21 protein-coding genes are annotated in these 25566 nt (G+C 62.7%); 14 read left to right on the top strand and 7 right to left on the bottom strand.

All coding sequences use genetic code 11. The annotated features are described in order from the left end of the window. Nucleotides 1-375: 375 nt before the first annotated feature. Nucleotides 376-2034, top strand: a complete 1659-nt coding sequence (gene leuA / locus I6L33_RS18230) for a 2-isopropylmalate synthase (protein WP_017766691.1) — start codon at nt 376-378, stop codon at nt 2032-2034. Nucleotides 2035-2099: 65 nt separating this feature from the next. On the opposite strand, the gene I6L33_RS18225 is transcribed toward leuA, so the two are convergent. Beyond that, the gene (locus tag I6L33_RS18225) at nt 2100-3128 is read right to left on the bottom strand and encodes a sterol desaturase family protein (RefSeq protein WP_010633551.1); all 1029 of its coding nucleotides are present in this window, start codon (nt 3126-3128) and stop codon (nt 2100-2102) included. 235 nt (nt 3129-3363) lie between these two features. On the opposite strand from I6L33_RS18225, the gene I6L33_RS18220 reads away from it, so the two are divergent. Then, nucleotides 3364-4536, top strand: coding sequence for a DUF1615 domain-containing protein (locus I6L33_RS18220; protein ID WP_048018441.1), 1173 nt, complete (start codon nt 3364-3366; stop codon nt 4534-4536). 69 nt (nt 4537-4605) lie between these two features. Here the strand turns inward: I6L33_RS18220 and I6L33_RS18215 are convergent, their stop codons facing one another. Further along, on the bottom strand, nt 4606-5457 hold the full coding sequence (locus tag I6L33_RS18215) for a nuclease-related domain-containing protein (protein WP_216973066.1): 852 nt from the start codon (nt 5455-5457) through the stop codon (nt 4606-4608). Nucleotides 5458-5482: 25 nt separating this feature from the next. Next, a complete protein-coding gene (locus I6L33_RS18210; RefSeq protein WP_216973065.1) occupies nt 5483-6115 on the bottom strand; it encodes a phospholipase D family protein in 633 nt (210 codons plus the stop codon). Between the two features lie 314 nt (nt 6116-6429). Between I6L33_RS18210 and I6L33_RS18205 the strand changes: the two genes are divergently transcribed. Continuing rightward, complete coding sequence (locus I6L33_RS18205; protein WP_017766686.1) at nt 6430-6801, top strand: hypothetical protein; 372 nt, start codon at nt 6430-6432, stop codon at nt 6799-6801. A gap of 35 nt (nt 6802-6836) precedes the next feature. Here I6L33_RS18205 and I6L33_RS18200 read toward each other — a convergent pair whose 3' ends face one another. Beyond that, nucleotides 6837-7799 (bottom strand): autotransporter domain-containing protein, encoded by a 963-nt coding sequence (locus I6L33_RS18200; protein WP_017766685.1) that lies wholly within the window; start codon nt 7797-7799, stop codon nt 6837-6839. Nucleotides 7800-8021: 222 nt separating this feature from the next. Between I6L33_RS18200 and I6L33_RS18195 the strand changes: the two genes are divergently transcribed. The 7 genes from I6L33_RS18195 to I6L33_RS18165 all read left to right on the top strand — a co-directional run bounded on the left by I6L33_RS18195 (nt 8022) and on the right by I6L33_RS18165 (nt 15172). After that, complete coding sequence (locus tag I6L33_RS18195; RefSeq protein ID WP_216973064.1) at nt 8022-9605, top strand: CHASE4 domain-containing protein; 1584 nt, start codon at nt 8022-8024, stop codon at nt 9603-9605. Nucleotides 9606-9823: 218 nt separating this feature from the next. After that, nucleotides 9824-10474, top strand: coding sequence for a DedA family protein (locus tag I6L33_RS18190; protein WP_010633561.1), 651 nt, complete (start codon nt 9824-9826; stop codon nt 10472-10474). Nucleotides 10475-10572: 98 nt separating this feature from the next. Continuing rightward, nucleotides 10573-11106: a spermidine N1-acetyltransferase gene (gene speG / locus I6L33_RS18185; protein WP_017786184.1), complete on the top strand. Its 534-nt coding sequence runs from the start codon at nt 10573-10575 to the stop codon at nt 11104-11106. A 227-nt stretch (nt 11107-11333) separates the two neighbouring features. Beyond that, complete coding sequence (locus I6L33_RS18180) at nt 11334-12629, top strand: DEAD/DEAH box helicase (protein WP_005302574.1); 1296 nt, start codon at nt 11334-11336, stop codon at nt 12627-12629. Between the two features lie 95 nt (nt 12630-12724). Next, nucleotides 12725-13372, top strand: a complete 648-nt coding sequence (locus I6L33_RS18175) for a DUF2913 family protein (RefSeq protein ID WP_017780762.1) — start codon at nt 12725-12727, stop codon at nt 13370-13372. A gap of 257 nt (nt 13373-13629) precedes the next feature. After that, nucleotides 13630-14673, top strand: a complete 1044-nt coding sequence (locus I6L33_RS18170) for a M35 family metallo-endopeptidase (RefSeq protein ID WP_019840285.1) — start codon at nt 13630-13632, stop codon at nt 14671-14673. 64 nt (nt 14674-14737) lie between these two features. Next, entirely contained in the window at nt 14738-15172 is a 435-nt protein-coding gene (locus tag I6L33_RS18165; RefSeq protein ID WP_216973063.1) for a protease, read from the top strand. Nucleotides 15173-15192: 20 nt separating this feature from the next. Here I6L33_RS18165 and I6L33_RS18160 read toward each other — a convergent pair whose 3' ends face one another. Next, the gene (locus I6L33_RS18160; RefSeq protein ID WP_216973062.1) at nt 15193-16191 is read right to left on the bottom strand and encodes a questin oxidase family protein; all 999 of its coding nucleotides are present in this window, start codon (nt 16189-16191) and stop codon (nt 15193-15195) included. Nucleotides 16192-16257: 66 nt separating this feature from the next. Here I6L33_RS18160 and soxR point away from each other — a divergent pair, with 66 nt between their 5' ends. From soxR to I6L33_RS18145, 3 genes are all read left to right on the top strand, one after another. Continuing rightward, a complete protein-coding gene (gene soxR / locus I6L33_RS18155) occupies nt 16258-16728 on the top strand; it encodes a redox-sensitive transcriptional activator SoxR (RefSeq protein WP_005302563.1) in 471 nt (156 codons plus the stop codon). Nucleotides 16729-16796: 68 nt separating this feature from the next. Then, nucleotides 16797-17375 (top strand): O-methyltransferase, encoded by a 579-nt coding sequence (locus tag I6L33_RS18150; RefSeq protein WP_216973061.1) that lies wholly within the window; start codon nt 16797-16799, stop codon nt 17373-17375. A gap of 10 nt (nt 17376-17385) precedes the next feature. Then, nucleotides 17386-17796 carry a nuclear transport factor 2 family protein gene (locus tag I6L33_RS18145; protein ID WP_005302558.1) on the top strand — a complete coding sequence of 137 codons (411 nt, stop codon included), beginning with the start codon at nt 17386-17388 and terminating at the stop codon, nt 17794-17796. 220 nt (nt 17797-18016) lie between these two features. Here I6L33_RS18145 and I6L33_RS18140 read toward each other — a convergent pair whose 3' ends face one another. Together I6L33_RS18140 and gltB are read right to left on the bottom strand one after the other, a co-directional pair. Then, nucleotides 18017-19432, bottom strand: coding sequence for an FAD-dependent oxidoreductase (locus I6L33_RS18140; protein ID WP_216973060.1), 1416 nt, complete (start codon nt 19430-19432; stop codon nt 18017-18019). A gap of 12 nt (nt 19433-19444) precedes the next feature. Beyond that, complete coding sequence (gltB, locus tag I6L33_RS18135; protein ID WP_216973059.1) at nt 19445-23902, bottom strand: glutamate synthase large subunit; 4458 nt, start codon at nt 23900-23902, stop codon at nt 19445-19447. A 612-nt stretch (nt 23903-24514) separates the two neighbouring features. On the opposite strand from gltB, the gene I6L33_RS18130 reads away from it, so the two are divergent. Further along, complete coding sequence (locus I6L33_RS18130; protein WP_216973058.1) at nt 24515-25450, top strand: TIGR01212 family radical SAM protein; 936 nt, start codon at nt 24515-24517, stop codon at nt 25448-25450. The last annotated feature ends 116 nt before the right edge of the window (nt 25451-25566 follow it).

The following is a 25566-nucleotide window of genomic DNA, read 5'->3' as shown; positions in this document are numbered from 1 at the left end:
CTGGTCAGGGAACCTGAGGGAGATAGTCACTCAATAATCAGATAAAACATCACAATGATTGTGCAATAGATGTATTTGACAGCGCTCTTTGCAATCTCTCACCCGCGTCGCCTCTCTATACTGGGTTCTCGTCACAGGAGTCAACGGATCAGATCGTCTGCGCCTGCCGATGCAGGGGCGAACAGATCGGGCCCGCAGCCTTATCGGGTTGTGCGGCCGACCCTTCTTACCGGGAAGGGCCACAGGATACCGGGCGTGGGGTTACCGCCTCGCGACTCGTCAGGGCCGGCATTACCGCGCCGCCCCGCTTCCCTCTCTTCGTCCCTCTGTCAGCCGCCAGTCAGCCGTTCGTCTATCAGCCAAGGGAATCAGAATATGAGCTTCGATCATCGCAAATACCGCCGTGCCCCCGTCATCAATCTGGCGGATCGCCAGTGGCCCAACCGGGTACTGGAGCGGGCGCCGCTCTGGTGCGCCGTGGATCTGCGCGACGGCAACCAGGCGCTGGTCGAGCCCATGACGGTGGCCCAGAAGCTGCAGATGTGGGCGCTGATGGTGCACATCGGCTTCAAGCACATCGAGGTGGGCTTCCCGGCCGCCTCCCAGCCCGATTTCGACTTCGTGCGCGAGCTTATCGAGCGCAACCTGATTCCGGACGATGTCACCATCCAGGTGCTGGTGCAGGCGCGCGAAGATCTGATAGCCCGCACCTTCGAGGCCCTCAAGGGAGCGAAGCGGGCCATCGTCCACGTCTACAACTCGGTCAACCCGACCCAGCGCAACTATGTGTTCAACACAGGTCGCGACGGGGTCAAGGCGATCGCCGTGCAGGGAGCGCGCTGGGTACGGGAGTACGCGGCCCGCAACCCGGGCACCGAGTGGAGCTTCCAGTATTCGCCGGAGAGCTTCAGCAGCACAGAGGTGGAGTTTGCCGTCGAGGTATGTGACGCCGTCATCGACGAGTGGCGCCCGGCGGCTCGCCCCATGATCCTGAACCTGCCGGCCACGGTGGAGGTGAGCACCCCCAACGTGTTTGCGGATCAGGTGGAGTGGTTCTGCCGAAATCTCAAGGCGCGCCCCGAGGTGAGCATCTCCATTCACACCCACAACGATCGGGGCTGTGGGGTGGCCGCTGCCGAGCTGGCGGTGCTGGCGGGGGCGGATCGCATCGAGGGCACCCTGCTCGGCAACGGCGAGCGCACCGGCAACATGGACATCGTCACCATGGCCATGAACCTCTACAGCCAGGGGATCGACCCCGAGCTCAACCTCTCCGACATGGATGCCATCGTCGCCACCGTAGGGGCCTGCACCCAGATTGCCCTGCACCCGCGCCACCCCTATGCCGGCGAGCTGGTCTACACCGCGTTTTCCGGCAGCCACCAGGATGCCATCCGCAAGTCTCTCGCGGCAGAAAAACCGGACCACTACTGGGACGTGGCTTACCTGCCCATAGACCCCGCAGACTTGGGGCGCAGCTACGAGGCGGTGATCCGCATCAACAGCCAGTCCGGCAAGGGCGGGGTTACCTATCTGCTGGAGCGCGACCTCGGCCTGCAGCTGCCGCGCTGGCTGCAAATTGACTTCAGCCGCCGGGTACAGGCCGAGGCCGAAGCCAGCAGCAGCGAAATCAGCCCGGAGCAGATCCGCACCCTGTTCGAGCGCCACTACCTCGAGCCTGCCCACGGCTATCGCATCGGCCGCTTCCAGCTTGGTCGCGACAGCCAGGAGAGTTTGCGCCTCGAGCTGCAGACCCCGACCGGCTCGCTGCAATTGAGTGGTGAAGGGGAGGGGGCCATCACGGCGCTGGTCAACGGCTGGCAGCGCCAGACCGGGATGCACATCGACGTGCTCGACTACTCCGAGCACGCCCTCACCGCCGGTACCGAGTCCCGCGCGGCGGCCTATGTGCTGCTGAGCGTCGACGGGACCCGCACCTGCGGGGTGGCCATCGGCCGCGACGTGGTCAGCGCCTCCCTGCAGGCGGTGATCAATGGCGCCGCCCAGATAGAGGCGCTGCGCCAGAGCGCCTGAGCCAGCACGCTTCTTCGCCAATAAAAAACGCCACTGCAAGGTGGCGTTTTTTATGGCTGCCAGGCTCAATCGGCCATCGCATTACGCCCGCGCGGGCGCGGCAGGGTGCGCCACAGCTTGAGTGCGGTGACTAGGAAGGGGCGCAGGATGAGCGCGCTCAGGTGGCTGTAGCGCTCGTTGTCCCTGGGACCGACCCCGAAAGAGAGTGGCTCGGGTTGGCTGTTGGTCACATAGAGGGTGCCGAACCACCAGTCCCAGAGCGAGAGGTTGGTGCCGAAGTTGTGGTTGAAGTGGCGGGGATCACGGCTGTGGTGGATCTGGTGCTGGGCCGGGCTGTTGAAGACATGTTCGAGCCGCGGGCCAAACGAGAGCCAGACATGGGTGTGGCGCAGGTTGGCAGCCAGGGAGTTAAACAGCAGCACCAGGTAGCTCACCCCGAACAGGGTGTAGGGGCGCACTGTGCCGCCACACAGCCAGTGGAAGGCGCCGGCGTAGAGGGCAAGACAGCTCCCCTTGGCCAGCATCTCGCACAGCTTCTCCACCAGATGGATGCGGCTCGCTGTCGGCGGCACCATGACGGTCGCGCTGTGGTGTACCTTGTGAAACTCCCAGAGCCAGCGACTGTGGAAGGCGCGGTGCAGCCAGTAATGCACCAGATCGCTGATGAGAAAGACGCCCAGACCGTAGAGCATCATCAGCCAGCTCGCCTCGGCCAGCCGGGGACGCTCCCCCCACAGCCGGGTCAGGGCAGACTGGACATCCTCAGCCTGCAGCAGCCAGGGGTGGAGCAGGGCCAGGATCGGCAGGATCAGCGCCACATGGAGCAGCGCCCGCACCAGATAGTATTGGTAGTCGAGCAGAGCCGAGGGGTGCAGCCAGACGGCCCGGCCCCCGAGGAAACTGCTAAAGCTGCGGGCGCCGGGATCTCCCTGGCGGCGTCGATAGCGATAGAGCAGGTAGGCGATCGTGCCCGAGATCAGCAAGAAGGGGACACCCAGGCGCCCATTGAAATCGAGCAATCCGGTGAGGCAGTGCCAGAGCGGCGTGATCAGCCACCGCTGCACGGGGTCAAAGAGAAGGGTCAGTCTGTCCATGGGGTCCATACCGTGAGCGTCCGGGCGGCGGCATTCTAAATGTAAATCACTCTCGATAAAAGCTTATCAATGGGCCTTTGTCATCCTGGTTTGCGAGGGGATGACGGCAGGGGCTGTCAGGCACAATAGAACGCCGCGGCCATCAGGCTTTAGCCTTGTGGATCAATCCTCTACAATGAGCGACCATTTGCTCGCCTGATACAGGTCGGGCACAGTCTCTGTACCGGATGCCTTGATGATCATGTCTCTATTCTCTCCTTCTGTGGTCGTGCGCGGGTTGCCGCTGCTCGTCACCTTGCTGCTCGCCGGTTGTGCCAGCGAGCCGCCTGTACCGGCCACGCCGTCGACCTCGGTGACCCCGGCGGGGCGTCCCATTCCCAAGGCGATGCAGCCGCAAAAGCCGGCCGACATGAAGAGCCGCATCGTCACCTTCTTGCCGCGCAATGTGGTGGACAAGCCGGGCTGGGCCAACGACGTGGTGACGGCGCTCACCAGCCAGGGGCTGACGGTGAGCGATCACAACGTCTGTACCGTGCTGGCGGTGGCCGAGCAGGAGGCCACCTACCAGGCCGACCCCGTGGTGCCGGGTCTTGGCAAGATAGCCTGGAAGGAGATCAACGCCCGCGCTGGCAAGCTGCTCATTCCCGAGTTCATGGTGCGCACCGCGCTCTCTATCAAATCCCCCACCGGCAAAACCTACGCTGAGCGCATCGACAAGTTGCGTACCGAGCGGGAGATGAGCGAGATCTTTGAAGACATGATCGGGGAGGTGCCGATGGGCAAGCAGCTCTTTGGCAACATGAACCCGGTGCGTACCGGCGGCCCCATGCAGGTGAGCGTCGCCTTTGCCGAGGCCAACACCCGCGGCTACCCCTATCCGGTCAAGGATTCCATTCGCCACGAGGTGTTCACCCGCCGCGGTGGCATCTGGTTTGGTACCAAACATATCTTCGGCTACCCGGCTGACTACCCCGATACCCTCTACCGCTTCGCCGACTTCAATGCGGGCTGGTATGCGAGCCGCAATGCCGCCTTCCAGGCCGCAGTGAGCCGGCTGAGTGGCAAGAACCTGGCGCTGGACGGGGATCTTATTCGCTACGACTCCGATCTGCCGGGCAAGACCGAGCTCGCGGTTCATGCCATCGCCGGCCAGCTCAGCATGAGCAAGCAGGCCATCCACCAGAGCCTCAAGCTCGGCGATACTGCCGAATTTGGCCAGAGCGACCTCTATCATCGCGTGTTCACGCTGGCAGACCAGAAAGTGGGCAAACGGCTGCCGCGCGCCATCCTGCCCGGCATCCAGCTGAAAAGCCCCAAGATCACCCGCAACCTCACTACCGCCTGGTTTGCCAAGCGGGTGGATGAGCGCGAGCAGCGCTGCGTGCAGAAGATGGCGACGATCCGTTGATACCTTTCAACAACAAAGGCGGCCAATTGGCCGCCTTTGTCTTATGCCCCCGTCGTTTTGTTTCCCCCTCTACTTCATCAGCACTCTGACCCCCCTGCATTTCGGGAAGTCACTGCATCCCCAGAACTGGTTTCCCTTGTTGTCACCTCGACTGGCGGTGCGCAGCACCATGAGGTTGCCGCAGTTGGGGCACATGGGGCTCTGGATGTTCGCCTGATGGATGGCCGTTGGCGGAGCAGGGTTGTAAGCGGTCGGGGGGCTGGTGGGCACAGGCTTGGCCAGGGCTTCCCCGTGGCGGGCCTTGAGCTGCGCCACATGTTGTCTGTGGGTCTGCCAGTTGGCGGCGAGGCGGCCCTGCTCTATGGTATCGACAACGCGAGCGACCTCGCTCTCGGCCAATACCGGTGTGGTCATCCCCTTGACGTAGCGAATGAGCCCGCGGTTCATCACGTTGTCTGGCACAGGGGTTTTGAAAGTGCAGTCGCCGATAAAGAAGATGACGGAGTGAAGCTGGTGATCCGCCAGCCCCAGCAGGGATCTGAGGGTCATCACATGCAGATAGTTCTGGCGCAGGGGATTTTGAAAACTGTGCCTGCGGCGATAGATCTGCTGGGTCCAGCTCTTATGGGCAGGATTGCCGAATATCCACCCCTTTATGTTTTTGGTCTCTATCACGAAGACCCCGAAGCGTGACACCAGCACATGGTCAATCTGGGTCGTGCCCTGCGGGGTGGGCAGAGTCACGTCCTTGAGCAGGTGATATTCCTGCTTGTCGAGAAAGAGATGGAGGCTGAGATTGATAAACCACTCCCCGCTCATCCCCTTGAACCAGGGTGTTTTGATCAGGGTGGCAATCAACAGCAGTGGCAGGAGAAACCAGAGCTGAGTCAGCAGCGGCGCTATGGCCGCAGTGATATCCATGTGATTTAGCCTTCACAGACCTGGGTCAAGGATGTGTCTCGATTGGGATGATGCTGCGGCATTTGGGATAGCTGGGGCAGCCCCAGAAGCTGTTGCCCTTGGTATCTCCCCGTTTGCTGGTCCTCAGTACCATGGTTGTACCGCATTTGGGACAAACCGGCGCGGGACCTGCATGGGCGGCCATGGTGTCCTGCTGGTCACTGTCGCTTGCGACGCGCTCCAACGTGATGCGCACCTCCTCGCTCACCCGGATAATGCGCTGGGCTTCATCGTAGGCATCGCGATACAGGTCGCTGTCTTCCGAACGCTGGATCAATACCCCCATCTCGTTGTTATTCACCTGGCTGAACTCATAGAGATTCAGGCTGGTGATGATGCACATCTCTTCATTGAGGTAGCACTTGGCATGGAGGTTCTTGCAAAAGCTGGTGCGGATATAGGTGAGCTCCTTGAGCCAGCTGATCTCTTCCGGCTGAAGCTCACTTTTGCCATAGACGATCCGCACATCAATCTTGAGGCGGTTCTTGTCGGTCAGCAGCTCCTTGATCCTGTCATTGAGCTTGAGGAAGGGGCTGATCAGGATCAGTCGCTCCTTGGCGTCCTTGATCAGTTCTTCAAGAAAGTAATTGGTTGCACTGCTATTGAGGAACTTGGCCATGGTGATGTCCTTGTCGATCTCTTCCGTCTGGGGAACCCCTGATATCCATGGTTGGTGCAGCAGACAAGGGCGTTCTCTTTTTATACAGGGTCATCTGGCAATGTTAAATCACTCAATGATGAAAAAGTGCGAGCGGGATCAAGCGGTTGGTAGTGATAGCCTGGCGTGGGAACCGCGTTGAGGGAGGCCCCCTGTGCTATGCGATGAAAACTGGTTAGGATTGCCACCCTTTGTAAAGCAAGAGCGGGTTGCCTGCTGGCAACCCGTTTACCTTGTGCCACGGCAATACCATATGAACCGGGAAGGAAGTCATCATGACAAACGCCATACTCTTTAGCCTGCTGCTCGCTGGCTCTGCCGCGAGTGCGACGGAATTGACCGTGCAGCCACTGTCAGCGCAAAGCCGTTACATCGAGATCCCTGCCCAGGGTGGCCCCGTGTGGCAGTTCGAAAGAGAGGGGGAGCGGGTGAAGGTGGCACGCGATAGTCAGGACGCGGGTGTCTACCACATCACCATCTTGCAGCTGGGCAAGAGTGGCGAGCGGCGCGAGCTCAGCAACCAGGTCTTCCTCTCTCCGGGGCCGGCAAAAGTGATAGGCGGTGTGTCTGATAGCCAGCGGGGCATGACGGTCTATTTGGTGTCCCTGGCCGCCACCTTTGACGAGGAAGGTGGCACAACGCCCTGAGTCAGCGGCGCAGGCAAATAAGTGCAGGGGTTGGCCTAGAAGCTCATCGCCAGCCCGACACCGTAGCCGCTGGTGTTGTGGCTGAACATATAGCGGGCCACCAGCCGGGTGCGGGTGACGAAGATATCGTACTTGCTGCTGTCGAGCTCCAGCCCGAGGCCGAGGGAGTTGAGGGAGTTGAAGCCGAGCAGGCCGCGCTGCTCGCCCAGGTATTCGGTGCGAGCCCCCTCCAGCACGTAGCGCACGGGTTTGCCCAGCAGCGTCAGACTGCCGATGGGGGCGCGGCGGCGCAGATAGAGGCCGAGGTTTTCGGCGTTGGCCTGGCCGGTCACGCTGGCGGCGGTGCCGCCAAAACTCTGCAGGTGCTGATAGGAGTAGCGCAGCTCGGCGTCGATGTCCTGAGCGGGGGAGAAGAGCTCGTAGTCCAGCATCATGGCGCCGCCGAGGCCATAGACGTCGAGCCGGCCGCCATCGAGAAAGTCGAGGTTCTTGCCGGTGTACTGACCCAGCAGCCAGTTGCCGATGCGCAGATCGCTCGCCACCGTGCCAAGGGTCACGTTGCCGATGGGGCGCAGCACCAGGTTGCCGCCGTGTCTGTCCCGGTGCAGCCCTATGTCCCAGCCGATCCCGCCGGTGGCCGTCAGGCTGTTCCACTTGGTGGGGAGGGTGCGGCTCTCGCTGCCGTTGCTGATCACGAACTGGGGATCGTAGCGGCTGAATCCCAGGGTCCCTTCCAGATAAACCGGTACGCTCTCGCTCATGGTGGCGCCGCCGCCGACCTGGGTCATGTTGAGGGCCGAGGATTGATTGGTGCCGCTGCCGATGTTGATGTTGCTGGCGGTGATGTCGGGCACCACGGTAAAGGTCATCAGGGAGACCACCGCATTGGCGCGTTGTTGCACCCGCGACTCCTCCTCGGCCATGGCCGGCTGGCCGAGGCCAAGCAGCGGGGTGAGCAGCAGGGCGCTGCGCAGCGGGTGAACGAGTGGTGTGAGCATGGCGGGCTCCGTGACGCCTCTTGCGCTGAGGCACGGTTACACTGTAGCGATTTTTGGCTGGCTTGGCAGCTCATATGCCGAGTCGAATGAACCTTTCCAGGCGACGTTGTCTCCCCGCAGCGAAGGGCTGAGCGCCCTGGCGAGGTTTTTCGCACACAAGGCGGATGGCGAGGCAAAATCCATTAAACTCAATGGGTCACCTGTCCGGGAGTGTGGGTAAAGATGAAGATCAGCCGCAAGATTACGCTGACCATAGTGCTGACGCTGCTGCTGTTGCTGGGGGTCGGTTATGTCGGCCTTCATTATGTGGTAGGCAACAAGTTCGGCGAGCTGGAGCGCCTGAGCGTGGAGCGCAACCGCGAGCGGGTCAGGGCCGTGGTGCAGGCCGAACTGGATCAGCTCACCATCCTGGGGCAGGACTGGTCCGAGTGGGATGACACTTACGCCTACATGGCGAGCCGGGATCCCGCCTATCTGGCGGCCAACCTCAACGCCCGCACCTTCGAGACCCTGGCGGTGGATCTGGTGGCTCTTTATGACGCCGACAAGCAGCCGCAGGTGGCCTTTGCCTACCACGGTGGCAAGCTGCTGGCGCAGACACCGGACGAGCTCGCGCCGCTCACCGACTATCTGGTGCGCTACGGCAGCCTCAAGCCCAATGGCGGCATCTGGTTCGACGGGGAGCGCTACTACCTGCTGGCTGCCACCCAGATCCTGACCAGCGAGGGGGAGGGGCCGAGCCGCGGCACCCTGCTGCTGCTCAAGGCTTTCAACACCCGGCTGGTTCATCAGCTGCAAAAGCGCACCAATCTGTCGCTCTCGTTTCTCAGTTCGCAGCAGTTGGCCACCAGCCTGGGGGTCACCACCCTGGCCAGGCTCAGGGCCAATGACAGCCTGATCCTGCCGCAGGAGGAGCGGCTGCTCACCCTGGCCCAGATCGATACCCTGCGAGAGGAAGACCCCCTGATCTTTCGCTTCACCCTGCCACGGGATCTGATGCTGGAGGGCAAGGCCGTCGAGCGGCGCATCTTCTGGCTGCTGAGCCTGGGGGTGTTGCTGTTTGGCGGCCTGGTGCTGCTGATCCTCAACGGCTATATCGCCGCCCGCCTGCAGCGGTTGAGTGCCAACCTGCGGCTCATCGGCGAGGACGGTGCGGTGCGCCGCCTGCTGGTGGAGGGCAGTGACGAGATCTCCCAGGTGGCCGTCGACTGCAATCGGATGCTCGATCACCTCGATAGCCTGCGCCAGCAGCAGGCCGACAGCGAAGCCCGCCAGAAGCTGCAGCACGGCGCCCTCATTCACCTGGCCAAGAGCGATCTGCTGACCGGCGAGGATCCGGGCCAGGCCGCCCGTCACATCAACGAGGCGATCTGCGCCGGCACCGGGGCGGTGCGGGCCAGCGTCTGGTTCAGCGCCGAAGACAGGCAATCCATGTACTGCCAGGATCTCTTCTTCCTGCCCAAGCTCCACCATCAGCAGGGGTTTCACCTGCCCTATGCGCTGATCCAGGGGCGCTACGAATCCTCCAAGCCCGAGCACGAGCCCTGCCTCATCCTGCGCGAGCCTTACGATCTGACCCGCTTTGGCGCCATGCTGGCCCAGCTCGGGCTGGAGGGGCTCTCTGGCACCATCCTGATGGCGCCCCTCAAGCACGGGGATGAGCTGCTCGGTTTCATCATCGCCGAGCGGGCCAGGCTGGAGGAGGTCTGGCACCCGGACGAGCTTGCCTTCGTGCTGTCGGTGTGCGATCTCTCGGCCCAGACCCTGCTCACCCTCACCAAGCTGCAGCGGCTCAAATACAGCTGAGTGGCTGGATGGCCGGGGCCCGCACGACAGATGCGGGCCTCATTTTTTTAGGGCCCGCAGCCGATTATCTCGTCTATCCGTGACCTGTATTAATTTCTTGTTCACTTGGCCGGGTGTATAACGGGCCACCCTCAGGGAAGAGAGGGGTTGGCGACAGGGGAGGGTCTGCCGCACCGGAGGCCGTCGGGCCACCTCATGAAGTTGATGGGAGTCACCAGATGCAGGAGATGCTGCTTGCCATATGGCAACAGGACTTTGACCAATTGATCCAGATGCAGGCCGTGGGCCTGCTCGTCACCTGCCTGGTGGTGATCCTGTTTCTTGAATCGAGTTTCGTGTTCCTGCCCCTGCCCGGCGACAGCCTGGTGCTGCTGGCCGGTGGCTTGGTGGGCATGGGGGTGCTCGGCCCCGAGGTGACGCTGCTCTACATGCCGCTTGCCGCCGGGCTTGGCAGCCTCATCGCCTACGTGCAGGGCCAGGCGCTGCACGGCACCTCCTTCATGGGCCACGTGGAGCGAATGATACCGGATGGCAGCCTGCCGCGAGCCTCGCGCCTGCTGCACAACTACGGCTTCTGGGCCATGTTCTCCTCCCGCTTCGTGCCGTTCGTGCGGGTGTTGACGCCCATGCTGATGGGGGTCTCGCGTCTGCATCTGCCACGGGTGATGATCGCCAGCTTCGCCAGCGCCTTCCTCTGGGCCCTGGTATTGAGCCTGGTGGGCAAGTTCGTGATGGCGACCCCGGTGTTCGCCCAGCACCACGAGCTGCTGACCAAGTGCCTGCTGGTAACCTCGCTCGGCCTCTTCGTTATTGCCATGGCGGCCATCGCCATCCGTCTGCTCAAGCGACCGACCAACCGCATCCGCTAAGGGGGCAGGGGCCTTGTCCCCGTTTCTCCCCCTCTTCATGTCATGGCGCCGCCCCCTTTGGCTGGCCGGCGCCCTTCCAATCTGCAAGCAGGTACCTTATGTCATCTCCCGACACCCTGACCCTTCGTCCCCTCGAGCGCGAGGATCTCAAGTTCGTTCATCAGCTCAACAACAACGCCAGCATCATGCGCTACTGGTTCGAGGAGCCTTACGAGGCTTACATGGAGCTGGCCCAGCTCTATGACAAGCACATCCACGACCAGCATGAGCGCCGCTTCATCCTCGAGGTGGCAGGCAGCCAGGTGGGGCTGGTGGAGCTAGTGGACATTCGCAGCATCCATCGCCGCGCCGAATTCCAGATCATCATCGCCCCCGCCCATCAGGGGAAGGGGTATGCCAGGAGCGCAACCCTAAAGGCGATGACGTACGCCTTCAACGTGCTCAACCTGCACAAGCTCTATCTCATCGTCGATCGGGACAATGTCCGGGCCATCCACATCTATCAGGCGCTGGGATTCGAGCCGGAAGGGGAGCTCAAAGAGGAGTTCTTCATCGATGGTCACTACCGTACCGCCATCCGCATGTGCCTGTTTCAGCGCGATTTCCAGGTCAGAAACGGGCGGGAAGGCTAAGCTGGAGCCAGCCCGGACCGGCCCATGGGGGGCGATCCGGGACGCCGTGAAAAGGGACGTTTTTGAGGCAGAATTTGCGCCGCCTATCTGTTACACTTCGCGCCCGCCATTTTCCGGCCACTCTCTGACTTGATGTCAGGCACAGCCGTCGGTGGTCATAGCCGACTTCTTGCTCATGCCGAGCCAACCAGGCCAGCCACAGTCCCGCTGGAACACAGGAACCCATTATGAGATTTGAATCGTTCGATTTTGCCCCCGAGATTTTGCGCGCCATCTCAGAGTGCGGTTATCAGGAGATGACCCCTGTGCAGAGCCAGGCCATCCCGGCCGTGCGCCGTGGCCGCGACCTGCTGGCCAGCGCCCAGACCGGCACCGGCAAGACCGCCGCCTTTGCCCTGCCGATCCTGCAGCGACTGGTGGACAATCCGGCGCCGGTACAGCCTTCCAACGCCCGGGTGCTGATCCTGACCCCGACCCGCGAGCTGGCGGCCCAGGTGGCGAGCAACATCAATGACTTCGCCAAGTATCTGGATATCACCACCCTCACCATCGTTGGTGGCGGCAAGCAGGACGTGCAGGCCAAGCGGTTGAAAGCGGGCGCTCACATTATCGTGGCGACCCCGGGCCGTCTGCTCGAACACCTCACCGCTTGCAACCTGAGCCTCTCCGGGGTCGAGACCCTGGTGCTGGACGAAGCGGACCGCATCCTCGACATGGGCTTTAGCGCCGATGTGCAGAAGATCCTGCAGGCGGTCAACAAGACCCGCCAGAACCTGCTGTTCTCCGCCACCTTCTCCGAGGCGGTGAAAAAGCTGGCCAACCTGATGCTGGACAAGCCGCAGGTGGTGGCGGTCAACAAGCAGAACTCCACTGCCGACACCGTCAGTCACACCGTTTACCCGGTGGAGCAGAAGCGCAAGCGCGAGCTGCTCTCCGAGCTCATCGGCAAGCAGAACTGGCAGCAGGTACTGGTGTTCGCCAGCACCCGCGAGAGCTGCGACGAGCTGGTGGAGGAGCTGAACCTGGATGGCATCAAGTCCGCCGTGGTGCACGGTGACAAGGCCCAGGGCAGCCGTCGCCGCGCCCTGCGCGAATTCAGCGAAGGCAAGCTGCGGGTGCTGGTAGCCACCGAAGTGGCCGCGCGCGGGCTGGACATCCCGAACCTCGAATACGTGGTCAACTATGATCTGCCGTTCCTCGCCGAAGACTATGTGCACCGCATCGGCCGTACCGGTCGCGCCGGCAAGAGCGGCATGGCCATCTCCTTCGTCAGCCGCGAAGAAGAGCGCACCCTGCTGGAGATCGAGGCGCTGATCGGCCAGAAGATCCGCCGCATCATGGTGCCGGGCTACGAGGTGAGCAGCCGCGACGAGCTGATCAAGCAGCTGCAGGAGCGCCGCCGCTTCGGCAAGCGCCCCCAGCGTGAAGACAACGCCGCCGCCCAGGCCATGGCGGAGTCCAAGTTGCAGGGCCAGCGCCTCAAGCGCCTGGCGGCCGCCAAGAAGCCGCGTCAGCCTAAATAAGGGCGCACGCTCTATTGAACCGCAAAGGCGCCACTGGCGCCTTTGCCTTCTCTGTCATCGGTGTTGACCCGTCGCGGTCAACTGAAGGATTGCTTATGACCTCTCCCACCTACAATCAGGCCCTGCTCGAGATGGCCGGCCAGAGCCTGGCCGAACTGGCCCGTACCGCCGAGCAGAAGGCTGGCAAGCGCACCCCGGCGCAAGAGAGCCACTTTCTCTGCAGCTGGATGGCGGAATCCCTCAAGGAGAAGCGCTTCTCCCGCCTGGTGATGGAAGATTTGAAAGAGTGGGTGCAGCTGGGCCGCACCCTGGGGGCCGGCGCCGATCTCAAGGGGCTGCTTGAGCGGATCATTCGCCAGTATGAGCGGGCCACATGCGAACCGCTGCAGCTGGGGAGCAAGCTGGCGGCCCTGCTGGCCGAGCTCGCGGCCGAGGGTTGGTTAGTGATCACCGACAGCGAGGTGAGCGCCAAGCTGCGCCTGCAGTCGGGCGGCCAGCCGAGCCTCATCATCAGTGCCAGCGAATATCAGGGCCATATCGAGGCGGGTGAGCTGGTCAAGCCGCTCACCCTCTATGTGCGCGGCGACGAGGCCCGATTGGCGCAAGGCGCCTTCACCCACGGCCTGCTGCTGAGCCAGGGCAACAAGAAGACCACCCTGGTCAAGCACCACAAGGCCTACCGGTTGGTGCCGGGCAATGCGCTGCCAGCGCTGGCCCTGCTGGCGGGCCCCTGCAAAGAGTGAGTGCCATTTGTCTAAGACCCCGGCTCGGTGCCGGGGTCTTTTATGGACGCAATCCGCCGCAGACAAGGGGCAAGGGGGAGGGGCCGCGATTGTTGTCGCAGCAGCGAGGGATGCCTGGCGTTCCCCCTATCCTGGGGGGCGTCACCCATATGGTGGGATGGTCGCAGAAAAAAACTGCTCTAGGGTGGTTGAGCCCCAAAGAGGGCCTTGAAGGAAGCAAACCGCCTGACAAGGCGACACTCAATGAATGAGGAAACATGATGAAAGCGACTCCCATTGCCCTGTTGCTGGCCGGCGTGCTGGCCTCTCCGCTCTGCGCCGCCGGGCTCGATGCCAAGCTCACCCTGGTGGATGGCAGCAGCGACGACGTGCGCGTCAACCTGACCCTGACCAACACAGGGGACAAGCCGGTTCGCCTGCTCAAATGGCAACTGCCGGGCAGCGAGGATGCCCCCCTGTTCCTGGTGGAGCGGGACGGCCAGCAGGTCAGCTATGAGGGGGCCCTGATCAAGCGGGCTGCCCCGACCGACAAGGACTTCCAGCTGCTCAAGGCCGGCCAGAGCCTGACGGTGCAGGCTGAAGTCTCCGGTCTCTACGACATGAGCGCCCAGGGCCAGTACAGCATCCGCTATCTGCTGCCGACGCTGCCACAAGAGGCGAAAGCCGCCAAGGCCAAGCAGGCCCAGGCGAGCGAGTCCAATGCCGTGACCCTGTGGGTGGAAGGGGTGAGCGACGAACGGGTGCTGGCCAAGGCGGCTCCCCTGGTCGAGCCGCAGGCGGTGACCGCCTCGGTCAGTTTCAGCGGCCGCTGCACCAACACCCAGAAGAGCGACATCCTGGCGGCGCTGGATGCCGCCAGCGGCATCACCAACAACTCCAGCAGCTACCTGGCGGTGGACAAGCCGGATGGCCAGCGTTACCGCAGCTGGTTTGGCGCCTATGATGCGTCGCGCTGGGATCAGGCAGAGACCCACTTCAGCAAGATCAAGGATGCCATCGACAACAAGCCGCTCACCTTCGACTGTGGTTGCAAGCAGAGCTACTTTGCCTATGTCTATCCGGATCAGCCCTACAAGGTCTACCTGTGCAAGAGCTTCTGGACCGCACCGGTCAGCGGGACTGACTCCCGTGCCGGCACCATTGTCCACGAGCTGAGCCACTTCAATGTGGTGGCGGGCACCGACGATCTGGGTTACGGTCAGGCCAATGCCCGCAACCTGGCGAAGACGGATCCGGTCAAGGCGCTCAACAACGCCGACAACCACGAGTACTTCGCCGAGAATACGCCGAGCGAAAACTGATTTGCCGACCGGGGGCCGCAAGGCCCCTTCTTGTCCATGCCGTTTGTCACAGGAAGGAGCGACCATGATGACACTCTTGCTCACCACCCTGGCGCTGGCCCCCCTGCAGTGCGATCTGTCGGTCAAGGCACACAGCCGGGTCAACGAGCCGCTGCCGCTGGTGATGACCCTGACCAACCGGGGGGAGAGGCCACTCGAGGTGCTGAGCTGGTTCACGCCGTTTGAAGGCTGGTTTGCCGATGCCATCGATCTCACCCTCGACGAACAGCCTATACCTTACAAGGGCCCGCTGGCCAAGCGGGGCAACCCGGGCGCCGAGGATTTCTTCTTGCTGGGGGCCGGTCAGCAGAGTCAGGCCGACGCGGACCTGACCCTGGTCTACGATCTCTCCCGGCCCGGCAGCTACCGGCTCAGCTACCGTGCCCAGCCGCTGACCCTGACCCGGGGCGTGGCCCCCCGCTGCCCCGTCATTCACTTCACCCGGCTGCCCGCCTCCTAGGGGCGGCCCCTCCGTACTACCTAGATGGCATCCGGCTTGGTGAGAGGAGCCAGCAGACCCGTTGCACGGGCGGCCACCGCCAGATAATGCTCTGCCAGCAAAGGCCTGGCGAGTCCCTCCCGCCAGCAGCAATGCACCAGCTTGATCACATGATCGTCGAGGCTCTCCACCGCGCTGGCCAGCACGTGTTGCCACGCCAGCTTGCCGGTATCGGGCCAGACCGGCCTTTGCAGTGACGGTGCGCCGACCGTGACATAGGCGGCCGCTACCGCTTGCCACATCAGGGTCTGCCAGCGCCCTTGCCATGACGCGGGCAAATGGCGGGCGACGATGGCGGCGGCGCGACTGCCGGTCACCATGTGCAGCACGGTAAAGTTGCCGGTCTGCCAGTAGAGGGCGAGGGCTGCGTCGGCCAGCTGCACCAGCAGATCCGAGGATGACGGGAGCCCGCCCGGCAATCTCGCCGCCCAGGTCGGCGCATCTGTCACCTGCCGCAGTCGCTCGGTGATCCAGTCGCCCTGCCAGCGCGACCCTTCCCACTGCTGCGCCAGTACGCTCAGCAGGTCGTCGATATCCTGCACCGGTGCTCCCTGCCCGGCCGGCACCCGCAAGGGGCTGCATTGCCATGCAGCCAGGGCGGCAGCCTGCTCTCCCAGGTGACCATTTTCCAGCGCGCAGGCCAGGCGGATCAGCGGATGAAAGGCGCCGCCCGCTGGCGAGAGCCCCTGCTCCAGCAGGTTGCCAAAGGCGGGCAGCCATCCCTCGTCGGCCAGCCGTGCTGCCAACTGCTGACGCAGCCGGACAAACTGCATCTCCTTTTCATTCCCCTGCTGTTGCTCACCCCCCGGCAGGGCATGATTGGCCTGCCAGTGGGCAAAGAAATGCTGCAGCCGTACTGGGCTTGCGCCCATCTCATGCAGGGCGTGCAGCGCCATCGGGCAGTGGTTGGTGGTGCCGCGACCATTGAGGGCAAATGCCTGGTTGGCATCGAGCAGTTGATGAAGATAATGCATAATCATTTGACTCCTTTCATGAGGGGAGACAGGATTGTGCAAGTTAAAGCTAACTTGAGGTCAAGCGTGGCGATGGAACGCAAATGGCTGGCCATCGGCCAGATTGCCAAACGCTCCGGCGTCAAGGCCAGCGCCCTGCGCTTTTACGAGCAGAAGGGGCTGATCCGCAGCGTGCGCAGCGACGGGGGACAGCGGCTCTATCCGCAGGATGTGCTGCGCCGCATCGCCTTCATCCGGGTGGCGCAGGGCATGGGGCTGAGCCTTGGCGAGATAGGCGAGGCCCTGGCCGGCCTGCCCGAGGGGCGCACCCCGGATCGCAGCGACTGGGTCGGGATTGCCGGTCAGTGGCAGGGGCTGCTCGATCGGCGCATCGCGGCCCTGCAGCAGCTCAAGGAGAAGCTCGGCGCCTGTGTCGGCTGTGGTTGCCTCTCCCTCGAGCACTGCGCACTTTACAATCCGGATGATCAGGCCGCCGCCCTTGGCAGCGGCCCTCGCTACCTGCTGGGGGATACGCCCCCGGATGACGAACAGGCAGCCACATGATGAACATCGGGGTCGGCCCAGCCATGCCATGCACCGGGCCGACTCGTTTACACCGTCAAGGAGGAGACATGGCACTGGAACAACTGAAACGGGAGCTGGAGCTGTTTGGCGAGCGGCACGACGGCGCACAACACTCCCGTGGCAGCAAGATGCTCAACATTACCCGCGACACCGGCGAACTGCTGGCGGTGCTGGTCCAGACGAGAGGGGCACAGGTGGTGCTGGAGATAGGCACCTCCAACGGTTACTCCACCCTCTGGCTGGCCGAGGCAGTGAAACGGCTGGGGGGCCGGGTCACCACCATAGAGCTGGACGAGGGCAAACGGGCCATGGCGGCCGCCAACTTTGAGCGCGCCGGGCTCGACCCCTGGATTGAGCAGCTGGCAGGGGACGCAGGCACCCTGCTGCCCACCCTGCCGAAGGCCGCTTATCAGCTCATCTTCCTCGACTCCGATCGCCGCCACTACCAGGCCTGGTGGCCCGAGATCCTGCGCCTGCTGGCCCCCCGCGGCCTGCTGGTGGTGGACAATGCCGTCTCCCATCGGGAGGAGCTGGCCGAGTGGATGGCAGAGGTGGAGCAGGATCCGGCCTTCGCGACCTCGCTGGTGCCGGTGGGCAAGGGGGAGTGGCTGGTGGTGCGTCTGTAGGAGGGCTGGCATGGAAAACAAGACCATGGAACCAAGAGCGGTGGTGGAGGCCTACTGGCAGGCCATGCAGAGCAATGATTTTGCCAAGGCAGCCCGCTGGCTGTGCGAAGATTTCATCTGCGACTGGCCCCAGTCGGGGGAGCGAATAGAAGGGCGCTGCAACTTCGTCGAGATTAACCGGCGCTATCCGGCGGCCGGTCCCTGGAACTTCGACGTCGTCCGCCTGCTGGAGCAGGGGCGGGAAGTGGTGACCGAGGTGCTGATCACCGATGGCGAGGTGGAGGCCCGTGCCATCACCTTTCACACTGTGCGCGGCAATGCCATCTGGCACCAGACCGAGTTCTGGCCCGATCTCTACGAGGCGCCGCACTGGCGTCGTCACTGGGTCACCACCATACCGCGGGAGCCGCAACCCGCCTGATCCCCTCCGCTGGCGCGCTACCGCCAGCGGAGTCGTTCATGATGTGCCGTGACCATCCCGCCGCTCGTCTCATGTCCCTTTTTCATGATCTCCAAGCGCCTCATCGACATGACCCGGCTAGGGTGTGCCCGCTATTGCATCGCAGTTTGCGGCAAACATAAAACAACAGCCCCGCATAAGCGGGGCTGTTTGTTAGTTGGTACAGGTCAGGGATGGCGGGTTATACGGCCAGATAGTCCATGATCCCTTCGGCCGCCTTGCGACCCTCGTAGATGGCGGTCACCACCAGATCCGAGCCGCGCACCGCGTCACCACCGGCAAACACCTTGGGGTTGCTGGTCTGGAAAGCGTACTCGGCCTTCTCCGGCGCCTTGATACGATCCCGGCCGTCGAGCTCGACCCCGTGCTCTGCCATCCAGGGCTGGGGGTTAGGCTGGAAGCCGAACGCCATCACCACCGCATCGGCGGGCAGCACCTGCTCTGAGCCTTCGATCACGACAGGATTGCGTCGGCCATTGGCATCGGGCTCACCGAGCGCGGTGCTCACCACCTTGATGCCGCAGGTACGGCCATGGGCGTCCAGCTCCACGCCGATGGGCTGGAGGTTGAACATGAACTCCACCCCTTCCTCCTGGGCGTTCTTCACCTCCCGCTTGGAGCCCGGCATGTTCTCGGCATCCCGGCGGTAGGCGCAGATCACCCGCTCGGCCCCCTGACGGATGGCGGTGCGCACGCAGTCCATGGCGGTGTCACCGCCCCCCAGCACCACCACCTGCTTGCCGGCGAAGTCGATGTAGTCGGCTTGCGCCTTCTCGAAGCCCAGCAAGCGGTTCGCGTTGGAGATGAGGTAGGGCAGGGCGTCGTAGACCCCCGGCGCCTCTTCGTTGGCAAAGCCGCCCTTCATAAATTTGTAGGTGCCGACCCCGAGGAAGACTGCATCGAACTCGCCGAGCAGGTCGGCGAAGGTGACGTCACGGCCCACTTCGGTCTCGAGGCGAAATTCCACCCCCATCCCCTCGAAGATCTCGCGACGGCGCTGCATCACTTCCTTTTCCAGCTTGAAGGAGGGAATGCCGAAGGTGAGCAGGCCACCTATCTCCGGGTATTTGTCGAACACCACCGGGGTCACGCCGTTGCGTGCCAGCACGTCGGCGCAGGCAAGGCCGGCCGGGCCTGCACCGATGACGGCGACCCGCTTGCCGGTCTTGACCACCTTGGAGAGGTCAGGGCGCCAGCCCATCTCGAACGCCTTGTCGGTGATGTATTTTTCGATGTTGCCTATGGTCACGGCGCCGAAGCGATCGTTGAGGGTGCAGGCACCCTCGCACAATCTGTCTTGCGGGCAGACGCGGCCGCACACCTCCGGCAGGCTGTTCGTCTGGTGGGAGAGCTCCACCGCCTCCAGAATGCGCCCCTCGTTGGCCAGTTTCAGCCAGTTGGGGATGTAGTTGTGTACCGGGCACTTCCACTCGCAATAGGGGTTGCCGCAGTCGAGGCAGCGATCCGCCTGCATGCCGACCTGGGCCTGGTTGAAGGGCTCGTAGATCTCCACAAACTGGATCTTGCGGATCTTGAGCGGCTTCTTGGGCGGGTCGACCCGCTGGACGTCGATAAACTGGAATACGTTCTGGCTCATAGGGTTCCCTCCTTATTGCGCCTGGATTCTGAGTTCTGCACTGGAACGGCTGGTGTGGCCCAAGAGGGACTTGACGTCGCTGGACTTGGGTTTGATCAGCCTGAACTTGGGCACATAGGAGTCGAAGTTGGCCAGGATCTCCTCGGCGCGCGAGCTGCCTGTTTCGTTGAGGTGCGCCGTGATGATGCCGCGCAGGTGCTCCTGGTGGATGGCGAGATCCGCCACCTCCAGCAGCTCGACCAGCTCGGGGTTGGTGCGCTTGGCGAAGCTGCCGCACTCGTCGAGCACGTAGGCGAAGCCCCCTGTCATGCCCGCCGCGAAGTTGACGCCGGTCTCGCCGAGCACAGTGACGATACCGCCTGTCATGTATTCACAGCCGTTGTCGCCAATCCCCTCGACCACCGCGAGAGCGCCGGAGTTGCGCACCGCGAAGCGCTCGCCGGCGGTGCCGGCCGCATAGAGCTTGCCGCCGGTGGCGCCGTAGAGGCAGGTGTTGCCGATGATGGCTGCCTCGTGGGACTTGAACGCCACGCCGACGTGGGGCTTGATCACCAGCTTGCCGCCGGTCATCCCCTTGCCCACGTAGTCGTTGGCATCCCCGGTGAGGATCATCTCAAGACCGCCTGCGTTCCAGACGCCGAAGCTCTGGCCTGCGGTGCCGTTGAAGTGCACCTTGACCGGATCGGCCGCCATCCCTTGGTTGCCGTGGCGCTTGACGATCTCGCCGGACAGACGCGCCCCCACCGAGCGGTCAGTGTTGCGGATGTCGTAGCGGAACTCGCCGCCACTCATGTTCTCGACGGCCTCCAGCAGGTCTTCCACCATCTTGAGGTTGAGCGGCCCCTTGTCGAAGGTGGGATTGTGCTGCTGGCTGAACAGGCTGGAGCCTTCTGGTGCTACCGGACGGGCCAGGATGCCGGACAAGTCCAGCTTGGCCTGACGGGCGGTGAGGCCGGGCAGGGCCTCCAGCAAGTCGGTGCGACCGATGAGGTCGGTCAGCTGGGTGACGCCAAGTTGGGCCATCAGCTCGCGAGTCTCCTCGGCGATGAACTTGAAGTAGTTCATCACCATCTCCGGCAGACCGGTGAAGTGCTCGCGACGCAGCTTCTCATCCTGGGTGGCGACGCCGGTGGCGCAGTTGTTCAGGTGGCAGATGCGCAGGTATTTGCAGCCGAGCGCCACCATGGGGCCGGTGCCGAAGCCGAAGCTCTCGGCGCCGAGGATGGCCGCCTTGATGATGTCCAGACCTGTCTTGAGACCGCCGTCTACCTGCAGGCGCACCTTGTGGCGCAGGCCGTTGGCGACCAGGGCCTGCTGGGTTTCGGCCAGCCCCAACTCCCAGGGGGAGCCGGCGTACTTGACCGAGGTGAGGGGGCTCGCACCTGTGCCGCCGTCGTAGCCGGAGACGGTGATGAAGTCCGCATAGGCCTTGGCCACGCCGCAGGCGATGGTGCCAACACCGGGCTCGGAGACCAGTTTCACCGACACCAGGCAGTTCGGGTTGATCTGCTTGATGTCGAAGATGAGCTGGGCCAGATCCTCGATGGAGTAGATGTCGTGGTGGGGCGGCGGCGAGATCAGGGTCACGCCGGGCACCGAGTAACGCAGCTTGGCGATCTGGGCCGTCACCTTGTCACCGGGCAGCTGGCCCCCTTCGCCGGGCTTGGCGCCCTGGGCCACCTTGATCTGCACCACGTCGGCGTTCATCAGGTAGTGGGGGGTGACGCCAAAGCGCCCCGAGGCCACCTGCTTGATGCGCGAATTCTTCTCGGTACCGAAGCGCTTGGGATCTTCACCGCCTTCGCCTGAGTTGCTCTGACCGCCGAGGCGGTTCATGGCCACCGCCAGCGCCTCGTGGGCCTCCGGGCCCAGCGCGCCGATGGACATGGCGGCGGAGTCGAAGCGGGGGAACAGCTTGGCCGCAGGCTCCACCTGTTCCAGCGCCACCGGGTTGTCGACCTTCTTGAGGGTGAGCAGATCTCGCAGGGTGGCGACCGGCCGCTCGTTTACCAGGCGGGCGTACTCCTTGTAATCGGCATAGTTGCCGGAGCGCACCGCCACTTGCAGGGTCTGCACCACGTCCGGGTTGTAGGTGTGGTACTCGCCGCCGTGGACGAATTTGAGCAGGCCGCCCTGGGTGAGGGCCTTGCGGGCCAGCCAGGCCTGACGGGCCAGATTGAACTGATCCTGCTGGATGTCGGCAAAATCGGCACCCTGGATGCGGCTCGATACGCCGCGAAAACACATCTCGACCACGGCTTTGGAGAGGCCCACCGCTTCAAACAGCTGGGAGCAACGGTAGCTGGCCACAGTGCTGATGCCCATCTTGGACATCACCTTGTAGAGCCCCTTGTTGATGCCGTTGCGGTAGTTGAGCATGACCTGGCGCAGGCTCATCTTGAGCACGCCCTCTTCTACCTGCTTGGCAAGGGTCTCGTAGGCGAGGTAGGGGTAGATGGCGGTGGCGCCAAAGCCCAGCAGCACCGAGAAGTGGTGCGGGTCGCGCACGCTGGCGGTCTCCACCAGGATGTTGGCGTCGCAGCGCAGGTTGTTGTCCACCAGGGTGCGCTGCACCGCCCCCACCGCCATGGCGGCCGGGATGGGCAGGGTGTCGGCACTGACGTCCCGATCCGAGAGCACCAGCAGCACGGTGCCGGCCTTGGCGGCAGCCTTTGCCTCTTCACAGACGCGTAGAATGGCCGCTTCCAGCCCCTCTTCGGGCCTGAAGTTGAGGCTGATCACCTGATGGCGGTAGTGCTCCCCTTCCAGGGCCAGCAGCTGGTGGAAGTCGGAGTAGAGCAGGATCGGCGACTGGAACAGCACCCGGTGGGCGTGGCCGAAGGTCTCGTTGAACACGTTCTGCTCGCGGCCGATACAGGTGGCCAGCGACATGACGTGGTTCTCCCGCAGCGGATCGATGGGCGGGTTGGTCACCTGGGCGAACATCTGGCGGAAGTAGTCGTACAGGGTGCGCTGGCTGGAGGAGAGCACCGCCATGGGGGTGTCATCCCCCATGGAGCCCACCGCTTCCTGGCCGTTTTCACCCAGTACCCGGATGATCTGATCCAGCTCCTCATAGGAGTAGCCGAACAGCTTCTGATAGGTTTTCAGCTGATCGTCGGAGAACTCGCGGGCACCGGTGCTGGCGTCATCCATCTGCTCGAACGGCACCAGTCGCTTGCAGTGCTTGTCCATCCACTGCTTGTAGGTGTGGCGGCTCTTGAGGTCGTCGTCGATCTCGAAGCTGGTCCAGATCTTGCCGTTGCTGGTATCCACCACGAACAGCTCGCCTGGGCCGACCCGGCCCTTCTCCAGCACCTCGTCCGGGGTGTAGTCCCAGGTGCCCACTTCGGAGGCCAGCGTGATGAACTTGTCCTTGGTGATGACGTAGCGGGCCGGACGCAGGCCGTTTCTGTCGAGCGCGCAGGTGGCGTAGCGGCCGTCGGTCATGACGATGCCGGCCGGGCCGTCCCAGGGCTCCATGTGCATGGAGTTGAAGTCGTAGAAGGCGCGCAGGTCGTCATCCATGTTCGGGTGCTTCTGCCACGCCGGCGGGATCAACAGGCGCATGGCGCGGAACAGGTCCATGCCGCCAGCCAGGAAGAGATCCAGCATGTTGTCCAGGCTGGAGGAATCCGACCCCGTGGTGTTGACGAAGGGGGCGGCCTCTTGCAGATCCGGGATGAGCGGGGTGGCAAACTTGTAGCTGCGCGCCTTGGCCCATTGGCGGTTGCCGGCGATGGTGTTGATCTCGCCATTGTGGGCCAGATAGCGGAACGGTTGCGCCAGCGGCCAGCGTGGGCTGGTGTTGGTGGAGAAGCGCTGGTGGAACACGCAGATGGCCGCCTGCATGCGGATGTCGGCGAGATCCAGATAGAAGCGCGGCAGGTCCACCGGCATGCACAGCCCTTTATAGACGGTGACCAGATTGGAGAGGCTGACCACATAGAAGTAGTCATCGCTGATGCGCTTCTCGATGCGGCGGCGCACGATGTAGAGGCGGCGCTCGAGATCCTTGTCGACCCAGCCAGGCGGGGCGTTGACAAAGACCTGTTCAATGCTGGGTAGGGACGCCTTGGCGATGGAGCCGAGTACATTGGTATCGATGGGCACCTTGCGCCAGCCGACCAGACTCAGGGTCTCCTTTTCCAGCTCCTCGTCGATGATGTCGCGCGTGGCCTGGGCCAGGATGGGATCGGGGTTGAGGAACAGCATGCCGACCGCGTAGTTGCGACCCAGGTGCCATCCCTTCTCTTCGGCGACCGCTCTAAAGAAGCTGTCGGGTTTTTGCAGCAACAGACCGCAGCCGTCGCCGGTCTTGCCATCGGCGGAGATACCGCCGCGGTGCTGCATGCGAGCCAATGCTGACATCGCGAGACGGACAAGCTTGTGGCTGGCTTCACCTTCCATGTGGGCCAACAGGCCGAAGCCACAGTTATCCCTCTCCAGCTTTGGATCATATAGTGACATTGCATTTCTCCCTTGCTCGGCCTTGCATCGCGCTGTCGTCAACAGACTGCATAAATTGCGATTGGCTCTTGTGGTTCCGTCCGCCTGAGGTGGCGAATCTCCAAACTAATGGGATTTTTCGGCAAGGTCAATTGGACATCCCGGCTGTTTTCATTATTACAATGTCATAACAAAATCTCGATGCGCGAGGATAAATGGGGTGGTAATTGGCTATTGCTCTGGTGTTTTTTATTTTTGCGAGATTAAATCCTGATGTGTCGGGTTTTGTTGGTTGACTCGGTGGGTGTGGGTGTTTGTAGTAAATTTACCAATTCACTGCCGGAGTGGCTGGTTGAGATCACATTACTGATGTGAATGACTTGCATTTGCCAAATCCCCGTCTAAAGAAAAATTTTCATTATTCAACAGAATGTTAGCTAACAATTATGCAGCCATGCTGAAGGCTGGTCAGAAGGGGGATGGGTCTCGAAAGCGTCGAGAATGTCCGGTTAACTGATATTTATCCTGTTATTGGTGAATATTTATATGTTTTCTGACTCTCGTATCCCTTGATCCAGCGCAGCGCCCCGTACGGGCAAGCTCGTACAATGACGCTCCTTTACTGGAGGTGTCATGCAGTTACACGAACTCGTCAATACATTCGGCCAGGATCTCAAGCAGCGCCATGGCCAGAAGATCCACAAGCTCTCCATTCACGGCGCTTTCACCTGCCCCAATCGTGATGGCACCCTGGGGCGTGGTGGCTGCACCTTCTGCAGTGTTTCCTCCTTTGCCGACGAATCGGCCCAGCAGCTCTCCGTGGTGCAGCAACTGCTGGCCCGTCGGGACGAAGTGACCCGCGCCAAGCGCTATCTCGCCTATTTTCAGGCCTATACCAGCACCTATGCCGAAGTGGAGTACCTGCAGCGCATGTATGAAGAGGCGTTGTCGGTGAGCGACATGGTGGGCTTGTGTGTGGGGACGCGCCCAGATTGCGTGCCGGATGCGGTGCTGGACCTGCTGGCCGGTTATCAGGCCCGGGGTTACGAGGTGTGGCTGGAACTGGGGCTGCAGAGCGCCAACGACAAGACGCTGCAGCGCATCAACCGGGGCCATGGCTATGCCGCCTATGTGGATGCGGTGACCCGGGCCCATCAGCGGGGCATCAAGGTGTGTGCCCACCTCATCGTAGGTTTGCCCGGCGAGGTGCCGATGGACAGCCTGGATACCCTGCACCGTATCGTGGATACCGGCGTGGAGGGGATCAAGCTTCACCCGCTGCACGTGGTGGAGGGCAGTACTCTCGGCAAGGCCTGGCAGGCGGGGAGGCTTGATGTCTTGAGTCTGGAGCAGTATGTCGAGGCGGCAGTCGCCATGATCCAGCACACCCCCCCCGAAGTGGTGTATCACCGCATCTCGGCTTCAGCGCGCCGGCCAACCCTGTTGGCTCCTGCCTGGTGCGAGAATCGCTGGACAGCGATGGCCGATATTGCTAGTGCGCTGGCCCGCACCGGTCCTCAGGGTCAGGCGTTGGGGCGCCCGTTTTCCCTTGTGGGCAATATTGATTAGGTCGTCAGATTTCATTAAAAAAACAGTGGGTTATTAGATGAAATTCAGTCTTTGCGGTATAGTTTCGGTAAAATTGTCTTGATATAGTACTTGGCTTGAAAAAGATATCATTATCA

Source organism: Aeromonas sp. FDAARGOS 1403 (assembly GCF_019047325.1).
Lineage (GTDB): Bacteria > Pseudomonadota > Gammaproteobacteria > Enterobacterales > Aeromonadaceae > Aeromonas > Aeromonas dhakensis.
This window is presented reverse-complemented; position numbering and strand designations above follow the sequence as displayed.